Genomic DNA, 17,109 nt, shown 5'->3' on the forward strand with positions numbered 1-17,109 from the left:
CGGCGCGAAGGGAGCGGAGTTCCCCCCGTTGTGTGAAGGCAAGACCACAAAAGTATGCGGTGCAAAAAGCCAATAAAAACAATGCCAGTCAGGCTTAACTGACTGGCATTACGGCCCATGGGCCGCCTCTTGCGTAGTGACAATCTAAACCTTAAAGCTGCTCGATGCCGACGATATGCCAGGGGGCATTGTTCTTGGCCAGATCGCGCTCGAGGTGCCACACCTCTTTGATGTCTTCTTCGACCTGCTCCTGACGGTCCATGTAGCGGCCGCTGAAGCGTACGCTCACCTGGGCCCAGTCGCTGCCATAGTCAGCACGTACCAGCTGGGTATCGACGTACATCACTTCTGTGTGCTGGTCGCCAGTCAGTTCGGCGCGCTCTGCTTTGAGCTGCTCAAACAGCTCGGGGCTGACGTACTCGCGCACTTTTTCCAGATCGTTCTTGTTCCACGCCTCTTGCAGGGTGCGATAGTGATCGCGGGCACCGGCTAGGAAGCTGTTCATGTCAAAGCCCGGCGGCAGGCGGAACGGCACGTCGCTGTCGGCAAAGCCGGTGGCTTGCGGTGCGCTGTTGCTCTGCTCAAATTGCTGCGGGGCTGCGGATTGCGGTGGCTGATAGCCCGCATAGGCCGCTTGTTGTGGCTGTGGCGTCGCGACCTTGCCCTTGCGCAGGGTACGGATCAGGAAGACGGCACCCAGCGCCAGCAGGGCGATCAGCAGGAAGTCCATTCCTTGCAGACCTTCAAAGGCACCGCTGCCCAGCAGGTAGGCAAACAGGCCGCCAGCCAGCAGGCCGCCCAGCAGGCCACCCATCATGCCGCTCTTTTTCGGCGGGGTCTGGGCATTCAGTGTCGGATTCTTGTTGTCGACCGGTTTGGCCGCAGGCTGGGCCGGCGCAGTTTTGTAACTTTTACCAAAGGATTTGCCGCCGCCAAACTTCTTGGCTTCGGCGTGAGGTGCCCCCAGGCCAATGGCCAGGATCACGGCAAACAGGGTCAGCATCTTTTTCATTTTGACTCTTTTCACTCTCGTCTGTGGGTGGGGCATGCTCCGCTTTGGCAAGCTCAGCAAGGCGCATGGCAGGCTGCCTGTCCCTAATTGTGTCGCAGCTTGTATTCATCAATATCACCTCTGGCATGAATTATTCATGAACGAGGTTGCCGCGATGCGGCGTCAAACAAGAGGAGTAAACCGGATGAAAAGCAGAAGATTGAGTCGCAAGGAGCGCAAAATGCGAAGCAAAATCAAAATGGTCAAGGTAGAGCAGACTCTGGTTTGGCCCTTTATGATGGTATGAGCCGCCAGATAGGGCTCGCCGTAGTTGGCTTTCTTTTGTAAAATTCCCGTCCCCTTCCCGCTGCGGTTTTTATGTGTATGGCAGAGCAAGTGACGGCGAAAAAAGACGCCAAGACACAACAGCTGAAAGTTCCTCCCCACTCTTTTGAGGCCGAACAGTCCGTACTGGGCGGCCTGATGCTGGATAATGACGCCTGGGATCGGGTTGCCGAACGGGTGATCGATCAGGATTTCTACAGCCGCCCGCACCGGTTGATCTTCCAGGCCATGACCCGCCTCTCCAACGCGGGCAACCCCATCGACCTCATCACCCTGCAGGAGGAGCTGGAACGCTCCGAACAGCTGGAAGAGGCGGGCGGCTTCGCCTATCTGGTGGAGATCGCCAAGAACACCCCGAGTGCTGCCAACATCAACGCCTACGCCGAAATCGTGCGTGAGCGGGCGGTCGTACGGGAGATGATCTCGGTCGCCAACGAGATAGTCGAAGCAGGCTACGAGCCACAGGGCCGTACGTCCGGCGATCTGCTCGATCTGGCCGAGAGCAAGGTATTCAAGATTGCCGAGCAGCGCACCAGCGCCAACGAGGGGCCCCAGCCCCTGAAGCTGATCCTCGAGCAGACCGTCGACAAGATTGAAGAGCTGTTCAAGACCCCCCACAACGGGGTGACCGGGGTATCGAGCGGTTACAACGATCTCGACAAGATGACCGCCGGTTTGCAGCGTTCGGATTTGATCATCGTGGCGGCCCGTCCTTCCATGGGCAAGACCACCTTTGCCATGAACCTCTGTGAGCATGCGGCCCTTACGGCCGACAAGCCGGTGCTTATCTTCTCGCTGGAGATGCCCTCCGAGCAGATCATCATGCGTATGCTTGCCTCGGTCGGTCGCATCGACCAGACCAAGGTGCGTACCGGTCAGCTCGACGACGAGGATTGGGCACGCCTCTCCTCCACCATGGGATTGCTGCTGGAGAAGGGCAAGATGTATATCGATGACGCCTCCGGCCTCACTCCGACCGATGTACGTTCCCGTGCCCGTCGGGTGGCACGCGAGCACGGTGGCCTATCCATGATCATGGTGGACTACCTGCAGCTGATGCGGGTGCCAGCGCTCTCTGACAACCGTACCCTGGAGATCGGCGAGATCTCCCGCTCCCTCAAGGCCTTGGCGAAAGAGCTGCAGTGCCCTGTGGTGGCGCTCTCCCAGCTGAACCGAAGCCTGGAACAGCGGGCCGACAAGCGCCCGGTCAACTCGGACCTTCGTGAATCGGGTTCCATCGAGCAGGATGCGGATTTGATCATGTTTATCTATCGTGATGAGGTTTATCACGATGACAGCCCGGACAAGGGGATTGCAGAGATCATCATCGGCAAGCAGCGTAACGGCCCCATCGGCCGTGTGCGTCTCACCTTCCAGGGTCAGTTCTCCCGGTTCGACAACTACGCCGGTCCGGCGTTTGATGACGACTATTGATGTAAACCCAAGGTGATGGCGGTTTCGTCATTACCACGACTGCCCTGATCGACAGCCAGTCATTGGTTGCTGCTCAGGGCCTGTTTTCCCGGTTCGACAATTATGCCGGTCCGGCCTTCGACGACGATAAGTGAGTGGCGGTCTTCGGCCCGATGAGGGGGAGACCATTTGTGCCCTCGTAAGGGAAAACCATGAAAGCGGCTACTGCCCAAATCAATACTGCGGCCTTGCGCCACAACCTCGCCGTGGTCAAGCGCCACGCTCCCGCTTGCAAGATCATCGCTGTGGTCAAGGCCAACGCCTATGGCCACGGACTGCTGCCGGTCGCCCGCACCCTGGTGGATGCGGATGCCTATGCGGTGGCCCGTATCGAAGAGGCGCTGATGCTGCGCTCCTGCGCCGTGGTCAAGCCCATCGTGCTGCTGGAGGGCTTCTTCTCCGCCGACGACCTGCCGGTGCTGGCGGCCAACAACCTGCAGACGGCGGTTCACACCTGGGAGCAGCTCGAAGCGCTGGAGCAAGTCGAGCTGCCAGCCCCCGTGGTGGCCTGGCTCAAGCTCGACACCGGCATGCACCGCCTCGGGGTGCGTGCCGACGAGATGCCCGCCTTTATCGAACGACTCGGCAAGTGCAAGAACGTGGTGCAGCCGTTCAACATCATGACCCACTTCAGCCGCTCCGATGAGCTGGAGCAGCCCACCACCCGCGAGCAGATCGACCTCTTCAGCAAGTTGACCGCACCGCTGGCGGGCGAGCGGGCCATGGCCAACTCGGCGGGCATTCTGGCCTGGCCAGACTCCCACTGCGACTGGGTTCGCCCCGGTGTCATCCTCTATGGCGTCTCCCCGTTCCCCAACACGGTAGCGGCCGATTATGACCTGCAGCCGGTGATGACCTTGAAAACCCAGCTGATTGCAGTGCGGGATCACAAGGCGGGCGAGCCGGTGGGCTATGGCGCCAACTGGGTGTCAGAGCGCGATACCCGGCTCGGGGTGATCGCCATCGGCTACGGTGACGGTTATCCGCGCATGGCGCCCAATGGCACTTCCGTGCTGATCAACGGCCGCATCGTGCCGCTGGTGGGGCGTGTCTCCATGGATATGAGCACGGTCGATCTTGGGCCCGGCGCAACCGACAAGGCCGGTGACGAGGCGGTACTGTGGGGCGAGGGGTTGCCGGTGGAGCGGGTGGCCGACGAGATTGGCACTATCCCCTACGAGCTCATCACCAAACTCACCTCCCGCGTCTTTATGGAGTACGTCTGATGTGGCAGCAGTGCCTGCTGACTCTGAAGCCCCGTTCACGGGGCTTTCATCTGGTGACTGACGAGCTGGTGGCCAAGCTGCCGATGCTGGCCGATTACCGGATTGGCATGGCGCACCTGCTGCTGCAACATACCTCCGCCTCGCTCACCCTCAACGAGAATTGCGACCCCAGCGTGCGCAGCGATATGGAGGCCCATCTGCACCGGCTGGCGCCGGAAGATGCCCCCTACTATCGCCACACCTATGAGGGGGCGGATGACATGCCCGCCCACATCAAATCCTCCCTGCTCGGGGTGAGCCTGCTACTGCCGATCCGTGACGGTCAGCTGGCACTTGGCACCTGGCAGGGGATCTGGCTTGGCGAACATCGCGTCGATGGCGGTGCCCGCAAGGTGCTGGTGACCCTGCAGGGTGAGTAATCAGGCTGCAACCAGCTGAAAGATGACGATAAAAAAGAGGGATGGCATTGAGCCATCCCTCTTTTGTTTTAACGGTTTCGCGAGCTATCCGCTTGCAAGTGGCGCGGCGCTCTGCGTGGCTCAGCCGACCTTGAAGGGGGTCAGCTCGGCCAGCGGGGCGGCGTCCATAAAGGCTTGCGGCTCCTGACCCTGTTTGAAGATCTTGAAGTCCTGCTCGCGGGCGCTCCAGTACTCCAGACGCTCGCTGCCGTTTTCTCCGGTGATTTGCAGCAGACTCGCTTCGCGCAGGGCCACCACATATTCGCTCGGGTTGATGGCGCAGAACTCGGCCAGACGCTCGTCGCGGGTCTCGCCCATGTGGCCGCTGATGCAGGCGTCCAGATAGTGCGGGTTGATCTGCAGCGGGAACAGGCCCAGCGCGGGCAGCACGGCGGCGTTGCAGACCGGCATGTCGTTGGTGGTGCGTATGCTCGGGGTCGCCACGTTGCAACCGGCGCTCCAGCCCACATAGGGGACGCCCCGCTCGCGCACGGCACGCTGGATCGGCACGATCAGGCCGTTTTCATGCAGCAGCTGATTCAGGCGCCAGGTGTTGCCGCCGCTGATAAAGATGGCGTCCGCCTGATTGACGGCATCGACCGGATCATCGAAGTGGTGAATGCTGATGGTCTCGATCCCGAGGCTCTCGGTAAGTTCGTTGGCGCGGGCATCCCAGTCGCTGCGGATCACCGCGTAGGGGATGAGCAGAATGCGTTTGACCTGTTTGCGAGCCAGCAGGCTCTGCACCCGGTCGCGGGCCCAGCCGAGCAGGCCGGGAAATTCGTTGGCTTTACCGTTGCTAAGCAGAAGCAGTTCCATCAAATCGTTCCTCAAAAAGTGAAAGCGGAGGAGGGAGGGCCACCGGATCCGCCGTGCGGCCGGATGGCAAGAGGAGGCATGCTACCACCATTGGCGCGGCGGTTCTGTGATCGGAGGGCCTATTCAACGGCTATGGATGAGTTATGGATGGATAACTCAATGCCAAGCGGTGGATTAATGAGCCGTGGTCAACTCGCCAGTCATCGCCAAGAAAAGACCCCGCCGCAGCGGGGTCATGGCAGAGTTAGTCGAGTTTGAGATCGACCCACACCATGCGGTGATCCGAGCTGACCCCTTTGGCGATGCCGAGTTTCGCATCATAGACCAGGTGATAACCGGCCTCGAAGCTGGCAGGCCAGAAGACGCCGCTCTTGACCGCGTTGAGGTTGGCGGAGGGGATGACGTGATCCAGCTGCAGCACGCTGGAGTTGGTGATGCGTTCCGGGTTGGGGCGAGTGAGGTTGCGTTTGCAGTCGGTCCCCTTGCTGACACACTCCGGGCCCCCTTCGCTGACCGGGATCAGGGTGCCATTGGTGATGGACTGATTCATCAGCGGGTTGTTTAGCAGATCCTGAATGGCGGTCAGGTCACCGTCACCGGTGAGCGGATCGGCATTGAGATCCCCGGCGATGACGAACTTGGCGTTTTTGGCCAACCCACCCTTGGTGCCTTTGTCATCGGTCATGTAGTTGAGACCCTTGACGTAGTCATTCCAGAAGGCGATCTCGGCGCGGTTGTGCTTGACGGTGTGACGCGCTGCGTTGGCAAAGATCGGCGGGGTCGGGTGGGAGATCAGGAAGTGGATCACCTCTTCCCCCTTCTCGGTCTTGATCCGTACCGGCACATCGGCGTGGTTCTTGGAGGAGAGCGGGTACTGCTGCCAGGCTGCGTCTTCATACCAGGCATCGCCACACTGGCGGCTGGCCGGGATCTTGACCTTGGGATTGTTGCAGTCATCGATGACGGGGTTCTGCTCGCCCGGCATATCCTTCCACTTGAAGTGCTGGAAGGTTCGGATCTGCTTGGTGTCGATGGGGTATTTGGACATCACCGCAAAGGCGTACTGGCCGTGGTAGTTGCCAAAGCCCCAGGCATCGTCGGGGCCGATGTTGACCTTGCCATCCAGATTGAGGTCATAACCGCTCATCAGGCCGGTGTTGGTGGCGAAATTCTGCATCACCGGATAGCTGATGGCGGTCACTTCGGCGTGCTGGGCGTGAGCCAGATAGTTGTCGTTGAAGGCTTTCAGATCGGCGGTGCTCTCGCCTTTGCCGTCGTTGTCGAACTCGTTGAGCAGGAACACATCCGGGCGGGTGCGCTGGATGATCTCAGCCACGTTGCGGATCTGCTGCACGTTCTTGGCTTTGGTTTCAGTGGCGCCGCTCAGGCTCCCTTCGGCGAGGCGGGCCAGCAGGGCATCCTGCTCGGTGCGGGTCAGCGCCAGCTCACCGGTCAGCATACCGGCGGCAGTGCGATCAAAAGAGAGGTTGAAGGTGGCAAAACGAACCATGGGATCAGCTGCCTTTGAGTCGTTGTCGCTGTTGCAGCCAGCCAGCATCCCGAGAGAGATGGCGGCAGCCAGTAGGGTTTTGTTGATATTTTTCATTGTAATTGTTCCGTAGCATCAATGAGTTATGCCTTCTGTGAGGCGGCGCCATTATAAGTAGACGGTGATGCTGCGGGGGTTTTGCCTGAGTAAAGTGTGAGGATATTCACACCACATATCTGGCGATGATGAATGTTAGCAGGGCGACATAGGGTGTGAAAAACCGGTTTATACGCTGCAGTTTTCGGGATGAATAGCGCGCGCTGCCAACCATTACCGCACTCTGAGTTTGTCACACCACCATCGGCAGGCCGCTCTCGGGGTGATGGATCACCTGTGCCGGATAGTCATAGAGACGGGCAATCAGCTCGGGGGTCAGCACCTCGGCAGGTGTGCCATCGGCCATCAGTTTGCCCCGTTCCAGCATCACCAGCCGATCGGCATAGCGCGCCGCCAGATTGAGGTCGTGCAGCACCACCAGCACAGCTGTATTGCGGCTGGCCAGGGCGCGCGCCATGGTGAGCAGCTGATGCTGGTATTTCAGGTCCAGCGCCGAGGTGGGTTCGTCGAGCAGCAGCAGGCGGGGTTGCTCGGCTTGCTCGGTCGGGGAGGGAGCTTGCCAGATCTGCGCCAGCACCCGGGCAAACTGCACCCGCTGCCGCTCGCCGCCGGAGAGCCCGGGATAGAGCCGTTTGGCCAGATGCTCGACCCCGGCATGGGTCATGGCCGCTGCCACAATTTCGTCACGCCGCGCCGCCGGTTCACTGTGGGGCAAGCGCCCCATGGCAACCACTTCCTCGCAGAGAAAGGGGAAGTTGAGGGAGGAGCTTTGCGGCAATACCCCGAGCCGGTGGGCCAGCTGGCTGCTGTCCCACTGCCGGCGATCCGCGCCAAACAGAGTGATGGAACCCTCATATTCCAGCTCGCCGGTCAGGCACTTGAGCAGCGAGCTCTTGCCCGCCCCGTTGGGGCCGAGCAGCGCGGTGAGGGTGCCGCTCTCGAGACTAAGATCGAGCCCATCCAGGATCTGGCGCTGGCCACGGCGCAGGCTGAGTCGGGTGCAGCTCAACAGGGGGGAGGAGAGTGAGGATGAGAGTGGTAGCATAACAGTCCGTATTACAGGGCGCGGCGGCCTTTTACCAGCAGCCAGATGAAGAAGGGTGCGCCGAGCAGGGCGGTGATGATGCCCACCGGCAGCTCGGCCGGGGCCAGCAGGGTGCGCGCCAGCATGTCGGCCGCCAGCAGCAGGGCTGCGCCAAGCAGGGCCGATAGCGGCAGCAACCTGACATGGTTGGGGCCCGCCAGCAGGCGCACCAGATGGGGCACTACCAACCCGACGAAGCCGATCATCCCCGATACCGCCACCGCCACCCCGACGCCCGCGGCGGTGAGCAGAATGAGGCGACGTTTGAGGGATTGCACATTGACCCCCAGATGACGAGCCTCCCCTTCACCCAGCAGCAGGGCGTTGAGGGGATTGGCATCGCGCATAAAGAGCCACAGCAGGGCCACCAGGGTGAGCAGGGCCAGCGCCACATCGGCCGGTTTGCCTGCCGCCAGCGTGCCCATCTGCCACAGGCTCAGATTGCGGAGCATCTGATCGTCCGCCAGATAGGTGAGCAGGCCGATCACTGCACCGGAGAGCGCCGTGATGGCGACCCCGGCCAGTAGCATGACGGTGACTGAGGTGCCCCCCTCACGGGTGCCGAGCAGATAGACCAGGGTGGTGGTGAGCGCGCCGCCGAGAAAGGCGAGCAGCGGCAGCAGACCAACCCCTATGGTGGCTTGCAGCTGCTGGCCGAGGGGGGCCAGCAGCACGATGGCGAGCGCCGCACCGAGCGCCGCACCGCCGGAGACACCTATGATGCCGGGGTCAGCCAAGGGGTTGCGAAACAGCCCCTGCATCACGGCGCCACATAGCCCGAGGATCCCCCCCACTGCGATGCAGAGCAGGGTACGCGGCAGGCGAATTTCCTGCACGATCAGCAGCTTGTGTGACTCAATCCCGCTCTCCTGCCCGGCAAACAGCGCCCGCAGACTCTCGCCCAGGGTGAGGGTCATGGGGCCGGTTGCCAGCGAACCGAGCAGCAACAGTGCCAGTGCGGCCGTGGTAAAGGCCAGCAGCCAGGAGAGGGGTAACCGCATCATGACCCCTGCTTGATCCACTGGGCGATCTGGTTCGCCTGTTGCAGGGAGTTGAGGCTCAGGCCCCCTTGCAGGGCGTGGCCGTCGATGGCGTGAATGGCGTTGCGCTTGCCTGCAGGGGTAGCCGCCAGGGCGGGCACTTCTGCCAGCACCTTGGCCGGATCGGCATATTGCTGCCAGTCACGACCGCTGACCAGCACCAGATCGGGCTGCATCTCGATGAGGGATTCGGCGGATACCGGCTTGTAGTTGCGCAACTCGGCGACCGGATTGATACCGCCTGCCAGCGAAATCAGCGCGCTGGCGGTGGTGTCACCCCCGGCGATGCTGGTGGGTTGCCCCTTGTGCAGCAGCAGGAAGGCGACCTTGAGCGGTTTGTTCTGTTTTGCTTGCGCCGCCAGCTGATCGGTCTGGGCCTGGATTTCCGCCTTCAGGCGATCGCCTGCGGCTTTATCGCCCAGCAGGCTGGAGAGGGTGTCGATGCGCTGGTTGAGGTTGGCGAGAGTCGGCGCGGTATCCAGCACCTCCACCTTGACCCCGGCACGGCGCAGCTGATCCAGGGTCGGGGCCGGGCCCATCTCGTCGCTGCCCACCAGTCGGGTGGGGGAGAGGCTCAGGATCCCTTCGGCGGCCAGCGCCCGGTGATAACCCACCTTGGGCAACCCTTTTGGCAAGGGGCTGCTGACATCGGTGGCGATCAGGCTCGATTCACCGCCAAGGGCCAGAATGAGTTCTGTGGTGGCCGGGCCGATACTGACGATACGCTCTTTCTGGCCGTCGGCGGCAACGGCAGAGAAGGGAGAGAGTGAACTGCAGAGCAGGGTGATGGCGAGGGCAAGACGACGGCCCATGCTAACCTCCGAAGGGGTGAATGAAACGGGTGTGCCGCCGAGAATATCAAGGCTTTGGAAAAAATGCACTGATAATGATAGCAATTATCAATTGCATTGGTTTCGGTGCTTTATTAGAGTAGCCGCCATGATAAACAGCGGGACGACCTGGTCCTGCAGAGGGAGAAAACATGAGCATTGCACAACGCATTCACGCGCTGCTGGAGCAGGATCCCGGCGCTCATCCGTCCACCCTGGCGGCCCAGCTTGCCATCAGCGAATGGGAGGTGGTTCGCCATCTGCCCGCCGAGCTGGTGACCCTGCTACCCGCCGATCGCGCACAAGGTCTGCTGGAAGATCTGGCCGACTGGGGCCCGGTGACCACCATCGTCGAATCTGAAGGCTCCATCTTCGAGGTCAAAGCCCCCTTCCCGAAAGGCAAGGACGCACGCGGTTACTACAACCTGATGGGCCGCGACGGTGAGCTGCATGGCCACCTCAAGCTCGACAACGTGGCGGGGATTGCGCTGGTCAGCAAGCTGTTCATGGGCAAGGAGGGGCACTCCTTCCAGTTCTTCGGTCACTCCGGCCGCTGTATTTTCAAGGTCTATCTGGGTCGCGACGAGAAACGCCAGCTGCTGGCCGATCAGGTCACCCGTTTCATGGCGCTGCGCCACAACTCTCAAGAGGAAGTCAAAGCATGAGTGAACGTCAGGAGCGTCTGCAGAACCGCCTGCAACCGGAGATCCGCGAGTTTCGCGACAGCTGCCGTACCCTGCAGCTCGCCACCGTCGATGGCGAAGGCAATCCCAACGCCAGCTATGCCCCGTTCGTGCTGCAGGAAGATGGCTACTATGTGCTGATCTCCGAGATCGCCCGCCACGCCCGCAACCTGCAACAGGTGCCCCGGGTATCCCTGATGCTGATCGAGGATGAGAGCGGTGCCCGCGAGCTGTTTGCCCGCAAGCGCTTGACCTTCGATGCGGTTGCTGAAGTGGTGGCCCGTGACGACGCCCGCTGGAGCAAGGCGGTCGCAGCGCTGGAAGGTCGTTTTGGCGAGATCATCAAGGGTCTCTCCAACCTCAAGGATTTCAAACTGTTCCGCCTCAAGCCGGAACAGGGGCTGTTCGTCAAGGGCTTCGGCCAGGCGTTCGCGGTCTCCGGTGACGAGCTGGTGGATTTCGTCCATCTGGTGGAAGGGCACAAGCGCATCGACAACGGTGCCGAGCTCACCAGCCCGGCCGATGCGCCGGTCTGACGATCCCTGTCGACCACGACAGCCGTCATAACAAAACGGGCAGCCACTGGGCTGCCCGTTTTTATTGCGTTATCTCATCCGGCCTGTTCAATCCTGCCAGGAGGCCTTGTTGGGAAAAGCGCGACGATCGGCGTCGGTGGCCGTTTCGTTGCACTCCCCCCGCACCTTCCAGGAGGTCTGGCTCAGCACTATGTATCCCTGGCGGCAATACTGCTTGGTCGCCAGGGTCTCGGTCAGCAGGTTCTCCTGCAACGCCTCTCGCTGTTCCAGCAGCCGCTGGCTCTGGGCCGCCGAGAGGCCGCGCGGCAAGGTGTCGTTGGGTGCGGCTTCAAAGGTGAACCGCTTGCTCCCCTCCTCGTTGATGTGGGTCAGAAACAGGGGTTCCGGCCCGTCATACTTCTGTCCGGGCAAGCTGGAGCAGGCCGACAGCAGGGGAACAATCAACAACAGGGTGGCAGACAACAGGCGCACGACAGACTCCAGTGAGAAACGAGGCGAGGTTCGCAGATTAGCACGGCTGCAGGGCGGGTGTTACTGCCAGCAGCTCGTCGGTGGTGAGCAGGGTGACACTGCGCCCCTCCGGCAGGCTGAGGTGGCGCCACATCCAGTGATGGTGCTCGGTGATCTGGGCCGCGCTAAGGTGGGGGCGATCGGCGGTGGTGTGACCATCGCTCAACACCAGCACCTCGTACCCATGGGAGGCTGCACTGCGCACTGTGGTGTCGACGCAAAAATCGGTGGCGCAGCCACAGAGAATGAGTCGATCGACCGGCTGCTCGGCCAGCAGGAAGGCGAGCTCGGTATCGAGAAAGCTGTCACAGGCCGTTTTGCGCACCCGGCTCTCCCCCTTGGCCGGTTGCAGCGCACTGTGCAACTGCCAACCCGGGGTGCCCGGTTCCAGTTCGGTACCGGGGGGCGAGTCATGCTGGATATAGATGACCCGTCCCTGTTGCTGCCTGACATGGGCCGCAGCCCGATTGATATTGGCCAGCACTTGCTCCTGGCGGTAACGGGGCTCGTTGAACAAGCCTTGCTGCACATCGATGATCAGTAACACATCCATATTTTACCCGCCGTTTCCTGGAAGATTAGGGTTGCAGCCACTGGCTGCAGTCACGACTGCGGGATTGATGCAGCGCGCCCATATCTTGCTTCATCTCGTCACTGTTTTGCCAGCGCTTAGGCAGCGGTATGATGGTTACCTGCACATCGGCTGCGGGATCTGCAACAGAGGTCTCATCTGTACGGGGCACGACCAGCGCCACCTTGAGGGCAGGATTGCGGCTGGCGATGCGACTGGCGAGTCCAAGCCCCCCCTCGACGTGGAAATTGCCGGCGATATGCATGATCTGCTGGCCCGGGTGCTTGGCGAGATAATCCACCATGCTCTCGGCCATGGTGTCATCCCAACTGGTCTGGGCGGCGAAGCGGCGGGCGTTGCTGTCGGCATCGCCGTGGTGCATGGAGGCCATAAATTTCTGGCGATAGGGATCATCCCCCAGCGTCAGTTGGCGGGCCAGCTGGCTGCGGCGCGACGCGGGCAGTTTGTCGAGCCACTCAGCCCCCTCCTGACCGACACAGCTCACCAGCGGTTTGGGGGCGTTGGCGGCGATCACCGGCATCTGGTGAGCCTTGGCAAACTCTACCAGCGGGCGGTAGTCGCTTGGATAGTTGGGCCAGGCGTTGCCTTCGCGGATCAATGCCGCTTCACCAATCTGGTTCGCCAGATAGGCATCCAGCGTCTTCTGATCGGCGCGGCTGAACTGCTCCATGGAGAGGGCCAATGGCCGCCCGTGCTGCTGACCTGCGGTGTAGAGCCCGCTCAGCAGGCGCGATTGCAACAGATGCACGGCAGGATGGCTGTGCAGCTCCCCCACCAGAATGATGTCGGCGTCGGCAATGCGCGCGATTGCTTGCTCCAGTGTCAGGTCTGCGTCTCCCTCGCTGCTTAGCCGGTAGTCATAGAGCGTCTGCAACTGTGATGACTGGGCCGGTTGGGTGGGGGTGGCACAGGCTGCCAGTAGCAGCGGCAGGGCGAGCAGGGGAAGTCGTCTAATCATGGGATCTCACGGCTGATATGCCCGGATGCCGGTGCATCTCGGGGGGCTAATAGAGAATAAGGGCAACACAGGGCGACAGTGTAAAACCAATTTGGTTCAAAACAAATGAGAATGATTTTGTTTCCTGTTGATCTTTGTCGAGAGCCGGGTAATATGCGGCCTGTTTGATAACAGTTCTCAATAAGGATTCGCTGTGACCCATCATAACGCACTCTCTCTGGTCGCGCTCGCCGTGGCCGCCGGTCTCTCCTCCCAGGTCTTTGCTGCCACCCAGAAGGCGGATGAAGTCGTGGTCGTCAGCGGCTCACGGATGGAGCAAAAACTGGAAGATGTCTCCGGCCCCATTTCGGTGATCACCGCCAAGCAGATTGAAGAGCAGGTCGTCACCAACGTCGCCGACCTGTTCCGCTACGAGCCGGGAGTCAAGGCGCTGGGTGGGGAGGGGGATACCCAGACCTTCATCATCCGCGGCATGGGGGAAAACCGGGTCAAGGTGGTGCGCGACGGTGTGCGCCAGAACGATGCTTACAGCAAGGGCGGTGTTGGCCAGAGCTACTTTGATACCGACATGATCAAGCAGGTAGAAGTGGCCAAGGGGCCTGCGTCTGCCGCCTACGGCTCCGATGCGCTGGGTGGCGTAATTGCCATCACCACCAAGGATGCCAGCGATTTCCTCAAGGGCAAGGATAGTTATCTGGACGTGACCAGCGGTTACGCCTCCAGCAGCCACCAGAAGATGGCGGGCTTTACCGGCGCCCTGCGCACTGGTGAAGTGGAGAACCTGCTGCGCTACACCTGGCGCGATGGCGGTGTGACCCAGAATTTCGACTCCACCAAGAACGACTTCGATATCGGTACCCACGCCCTGCTGCTCAAGAGCAAGTGGAACCTCTCCGATGAGCAGTTCCTCAAGCTGACCGTTGACTACCTGACCGATGGCGAGGAACCGGATGCGGTCAAGCTCAACAAGGTCGGTAGCCGGATGGCGCAGGTCTTCGAGCAGCCCATTACCGACAAGCAGACTGATAACCTCTCTGTGGTGCTGGATCACGGCATCGCGTTGAATCAAGGCTGGGCCGACCGGATGGATAGCAAGGTCTACTTTGCCCGCACCAAGCAGACGCTGGATCAGTACGCCTCATCCCAGTATCCGGTTAACCCGCGTAGCCGCTATGTGTTCAAAAATTCGCTGGATCACAATGTGTTCGATCAGAAGAACATCGGCGCCCAGTTGCAGTTCCACAAGGCAGTCGCCAACCACCGCCTGGCCTGGGGTGCTGAGTACGAGCACACCGACAACGAACGTACCCGTTACAAGGGGCCTACGACTCCCGGTGATTTTGTCGGCTACAACGAGCTGAGCTTCCCGGCGACCACTAGCGAGCGCAGCGCCCTGTGGGCCTTTGACGAGATCAAGTTTGGCGAGCGCTGGGTGCTGACCCCGGGGGCCCGTTATGACTACTACCGGATGACTCCGGACAACGACCCTGCTTACACAGGCGACAAGCTGCACAAGTTATCGGAAGGGGAGCTGTCACCCAAGCTGGGTCTGGTGTTTAAGGCCCACGAGGCGGCCAACCTGTTCGCCCAGTACAGCCACGGCTTCAAGGCCCCCATGTATGACAACGCCTTCTCCACCCTGAACCATCAGGCTTACAGGTATCGTGTCGAGCCCAACCCTAACCTCAACCCGGAGAGCAGCGACGGCATCGATCTCGGTGTACGTGGCAACAGCAATGGCTTCAGCTATGAAGTGGCCAGCTTCTACAACAAGTTTGACGATTTCATCAGCCGCGTTGTTGTTGGTAAGGAAGGAGACACCGATGTTTATCAATTTCAAAATTTGAGTAAGGTTACGACTAAAGGGATCGAGGCCAAGGCGGATTACTGGTTCAATGACATTGTCAATATTTGGGGGAACTTGGCATATATCGATGGTAAAAATGGTAACGGTAATTATATCAATGAATTAAGCCCATTGAGTGGCAGTGTCGGTGTCCGTCTGGAGCAGGAAAAATGGAACTTCAATACAGCACTGCGCTTTGCCGACGACATGGGCAAGGTCGGCAAGGATGCGAACGGCAAGGAGTATGAGAAGGCGGCTGGTTGGGGAGTGGTGGATATGTACGCCCAGTTCAACCCGATGACCGACCTGCAGCTCAACGTCGGGGTCTTCAACCTGTTTGACAAGGAGTACACCAGCTACGAGCGCATCGCCGGTCGTGCCGAGGGCTCCGATAACAGCATGATGACCGAACCGGGCCGCAACCTGAGTGCACGGGTCAAATACGTATTCTAAAGAGCAAACAACAGACGCAGATGATCAAAGGGGCTTCGGCCCCTTTTTTGTCGCCGCCATGTTGTGACGATGGAGCAGAGCAAATGTTTGCCTAAAAAAGAAACCCGCCATGGGCGGGTGGAAGGATTGCAACACTAACCAGGAGGAGGTGTTACCAGGTAGACCCCACCTCTTCGGTAATAGTTCAATTTTATTGAATTTTTTTCGTTTTCTGCGCAGGGTTTCCATCGGGATCTGCGGGGGAGGATGGGTTATCATTCTGCTCCCGTCATCCGGTTGCAGAGGATCTATGCCCGCGTTTTCCTGGTTAGCGCTCTTTTTCGGCGCCTTCTATTTTGTCTACGGTGCTTACTTGCCGTTCTGGTCGCTCTGGCTGGAGGGGGTGGGCGTTAGCGCCGAGATGATTGGTCTCCTGCTGGGGGCGGGGATGGCGATCCGCTTTGCCGGCAACCTGATGGTGATGGGGCAGATCAAGGGGGCGGGCCATCTGTTGCCGGTTACCCGGTTGCTCTCCCTGCTCAGTCTGCTGGCGTTTCTCGGCTTCTATCTCAGTCATAACCTCTGGTGGCTGGTGGGCTTGACCCTGCTGGCGAACTTTATCTATCCGACCCTGATGCCGGTGGGGGAGGCGCTGGCGACCCGCATGGTGGTGCAGGCCCATCTCGATTACGGCAAGGTGCGGCTGTGCGGCTCCTTTGCCTTTATTGTCGCCTCTACCCTGGTGGGGGCGCTGGTGGGCAACTTCGGTAGTGACTGGATTTTGCACACCATGGTGGCGGGGCTGGCGCTGATGCTGCTGCTCAGCTGGCTGCCGCTCTATCCGGCGCCACAGGATAGTCAGGGCGAGCGCGCCAAGGCATCCTTGCTGGCAACCCTGCGCAGCGCACCGGTGCGCCGTTTCCTGCTGCTGACAGCTTTGCTGCAGGGGAGCCACGCCGCCTATTACGGTTTCAGCGCCATCTACTGGAAGGCGCAAGGGTATAGCGGCACCATCATCGGCTATCTCTGGGCGCTCGGGGTAGTGGCCGAGATTTGCATGTTCGCCGCCGACAAGCGTTTCCTGCAACGCTTTGGCGCCCAGAGTCTCTTTATCGCCGGTGCCGTCGGTTGTGTGGTGCGCTGGGTATTGCTGGGGGCTTCGACCGAGCTGTGGGTACTGGTGCTGGGGCAGCTGCTCCACGCGGTGACGTTCGGGGTGAGCCATCTCGGGGCAGTGCGCTTCATGACCCGCCAGCTACCGGCCGAGCAGTTGATCCCGACCCAGTCCCTCTACGCTGCGTTGGGTCTTGGCATGACGGTAGCGGCTCTGATGGCACTCTGCGGTATGCTGTTCGAGCCACTTGGCGGCGGCATCTTCTTCCTGATGGTGCTGGTGGTCTTGCCGGTCTTCTTCCTGCGGCTGCGCCCCTTTGCGCCGTCTGCGCAGGAGAAGGCTCCGGCCTGATACTTACCAGTCCGAATCGTAACACAGCCAAAAAGAAGCTTCTCGACTCAAATGTAAGTCAGTTAAGCCTTAATGACATTGTTGTTCGCTTTTTTGGATTGATTTGTAGTGGTCAACTAAATCCGGACACTTGGTTAGGCCGATCCTCGGCTTTTGCTGGCGGTATCCCGTCATTGTGGTGATGTGGACGCCGCCAGTTGTAGTAATCCATCAGG

The 17,109-nt window shown here is 60.5% G+C and carries 16 protein-coding genes; 7 read left to right on the plus strand and 9 right to left on the minus strand.

All coding sequences use genetic code 11. The annotated features are described in order from the left end of the window. Positions 1-151: 151 nt before the first annotated feature. On the minus strand, positions 152-1,012 hold the full coding sequence (locus ACB040_RS20115) for a Tim44 domain-containing protein (protein ID WP_005335275.1): 861 nt from the start codon (positions 1,010-1,012) through the stop codon (positions 152-154). A 363-nt stretch (positions 1,013-1,375) separates the two neighbouring features. Between ACB040_RS20115 and dnaB the strand changes: the two genes are divergently transcribed. From dnaB to ACB040_RS20130, 3 genes are all read left to right on the plus strand, one after another. Beyond that, positions 1,376-2,770, plus strand: a complete 1,395-nt coding sequence (dnaB, locus tag ACB040_RS20120) for a replicative DNA helicase (RefSeq protein ID WP_026035132.1) — start codon at positions 1,376-1,378, stop codon at positions 2,768-2,770. Positions 2,771-2,961: 191 nt separating this feature from the next. Next, a complete protein-coding gene (gene alr / locus ACB040_RS20125; RefSeq protein ID WP_033114623.1) occupies positions 2,962-4,035 on the plus strand; it encodes an alanine racemase in 1,074 nt (357 codons plus the stop codon). Beyond that, the gene (locus ACB040_RS20130; RefSeq protein WP_033114624.1) at positions 4,035-4,454 is read left to right on the plus strand and encodes a secondary thiamine-phosphate synthase enzyme YjbQ; all 420 of its coding nucleotides are present in this window, start codon (positions 4,035-4,037) and stop codon (positions 4,452-4,454) included. Before alr ends, ACB040_RS20130 begins: the two co-directional genes overlap by 1 nt. A 120-nt stretch (positions 4,455-4,574) precedes the next feature. On the opposite strand, the gene pepE is transcribed toward ACB040_RS20130, so the two are convergent. From pepE to ACB040_RS20155, 5 genes are all read right to left on the minus strand, one after another. Then, positions 4,575-5,312 (minus strand): dipeptidase PepE, encoded by a 738-nt coding sequence (gene pepE, locus ACB040_RS20135; protein WP_338773914.1) that lies wholly within the window; start codon positions 5,310-5,312, stop codon positions 4,575-4,577. A 244-nt stretch (positions 5,313-5,556) separates the two neighbouring features. Continuing rightward, positions 5,557-6,918 (minus strand): endonuclease/exonuclease/phosphatase family protein, encoded by a 1,362-nt coding sequence (locus ACB040_RS20140; RefSeq protein ID WP_371156241.1) that lies wholly within the window; start codon positions 6,916-6,918, stop codon positions 5,557-5,559. A 232-nt stretch (positions 6,919-7,150) separates the two neighbouring features. Beyond that, positions 7,151-7,963 carry a heme ABC transporter ATP-binding protein gene (locus ACB040_RS20145; RefSeq protein ID WP_338773918.1) on the minus strand — a complete coding sequence of 271 codons (813 nt, stop codon included), beginning with the start codon at positions 7,961-7,963 and terminating at the stop codon, positions 7,151-7,153. A gap of 11 nt (positions 7,964-7,974) precedes the next feature. Next, entirely contained in the window at positions 7,975-9,006 is a 1,032-nt protein-coding gene (locus tag ACB040_RS20150; protein WP_040066744.1) for an iron ABC transporter permease, read from the minus strand. Then, positions 9,003-9,854: a hemin ABC transporter substrate-binding protein gene (locus ACB040_RS20155; RefSeq protein WP_042080088.1), complete on the minus strand. Its 852-nt coding sequence runs from the start codon at positions 9,852-9,854 to the stop codon at positions 9,003-9,005. The genes ACB040_RS20150 and ACB040_RS20155 overlap by 4 nt, the downstream gene beginning before the upstream one ends. 170 nt (positions 9,855-10,024) lie before the next feature. Between ACB040_RS20155 and hutX the strand changes: the two genes are divergently transcribed. Together hutX and hutZ are read left to right on the plus strand one after the other, a co-directional pair. Next, entirely contained in the window at positions 10,025-10,537 is a 513-nt protein-coding gene (gene hutX / locus ACB040_RS20160) for a heme utilization cystosolic carrier protein HutX (protein ID WP_005362516.1), read from the plus strand. Further along, positions 10,534-11,091 (plus strand): heme utilization protein HutZ, encoded by a 558-nt coding sequence (hutZ, locus tag ACB040_RS20165; RefSeq protein ID WP_005335257.1) that lies wholly within the window; start codon positions 10,534-10,536, stop codon positions 11,089-11,091. Before hutX ends, hutZ begins: the two co-directional genes overlap by 4 nt. 87 nt (positions 11,092-11,178) lie before the next feature. On the opposite strand, the gene ACB040_RS20170 is transcribed toward hutZ, so the two are convergent. From ACB040_RS20170 to ACB040_RS20180, 3 genes are read right to left on the minus strand one after another with little or no spacing between them, the layout of a single operon-like run. Then, the gene (locus tag ACB040_RS20170; RefSeq protein ID WP_005335256.1) at positions 11,179-11,562 is read right to left on the minus strand and encodes a hypothetical protein; all 384 of its coding nucleotides are present in this window, start codon (positions 11,560-11,562) and stop codon (positions 11,179-11,181) included. Between the two features lie 37 nt (positions 11,563-11,599). Continuing rightward, entirely contained in the window at positions 11,600-12,154 is a 555-nt protein-coding gene (locus tag ACB040_RS20175) for a cysteine hydrolase family protein (protein ID WP_005348211.1), read from the minus strand. A gap of 25 nt (positions 12,155-12,179) precedes the next feature. Further along, positions 12,180-13,151, minus strand: a complete 972-nt coding sequence (locus tag ACB040_RS20180) for a ChaN family lipoprotein (RefSeq protein ID WP_371156245.1) — start codon at positions 13,149-13,151, stop codon at positions 12,180-12,182. A gap of 193 nt (positions 13,152-13,344) precedes the next feature. Between ACB040_RS20180 and ACB040_RS20185 the strand changes: the two genes are divergently transcribed. Together ACB040_RS20185 and ACB040_RS20190 are read left to right on the plus strand one after the other, a co-directional pair. Continuing rightward, positions 13,345-15,450 (plus strand): TonB-dependent hemoglobin/transferrin/lactoferrin family receptor, encoded by a 2,106-nt coding sequence (locus ACB040_RS20185; protein WP_274161493.1) that lies wholly within the window; start codon positions 13,345-13,347, stop codon positions 15,448-15,450. A 289-nt stretch (positions 15,451-15,739) separates the two neighbouring features. Continuing rightward, the gene (locus tag ACB040_RS20190) at positions 15,740-16,894 is read left to right on the plus strand and encodes a 3-phenylpropionate MFS transporter (protein WP_338773930.1); all 1,155 of its coding nucleotides are present in this window, start codon (positions 15,740-15,742) and stop codon (positions 16,892-16,894) included. Positions 16,895-17,109: the final 215 nt, after the last annotated feature.

The sequence above is a fragment of the Aeromonas sp. S11(2024) genome, assembly GCF_041402345.1.
In the GTDB taxonomy this organism is placed as follows: Bacteria; Pseudomonadota; Gammaproteobacteria; order Enterobacterales; family Aeromonadaceae; genus Aeromonas; species Aeromonas veronii.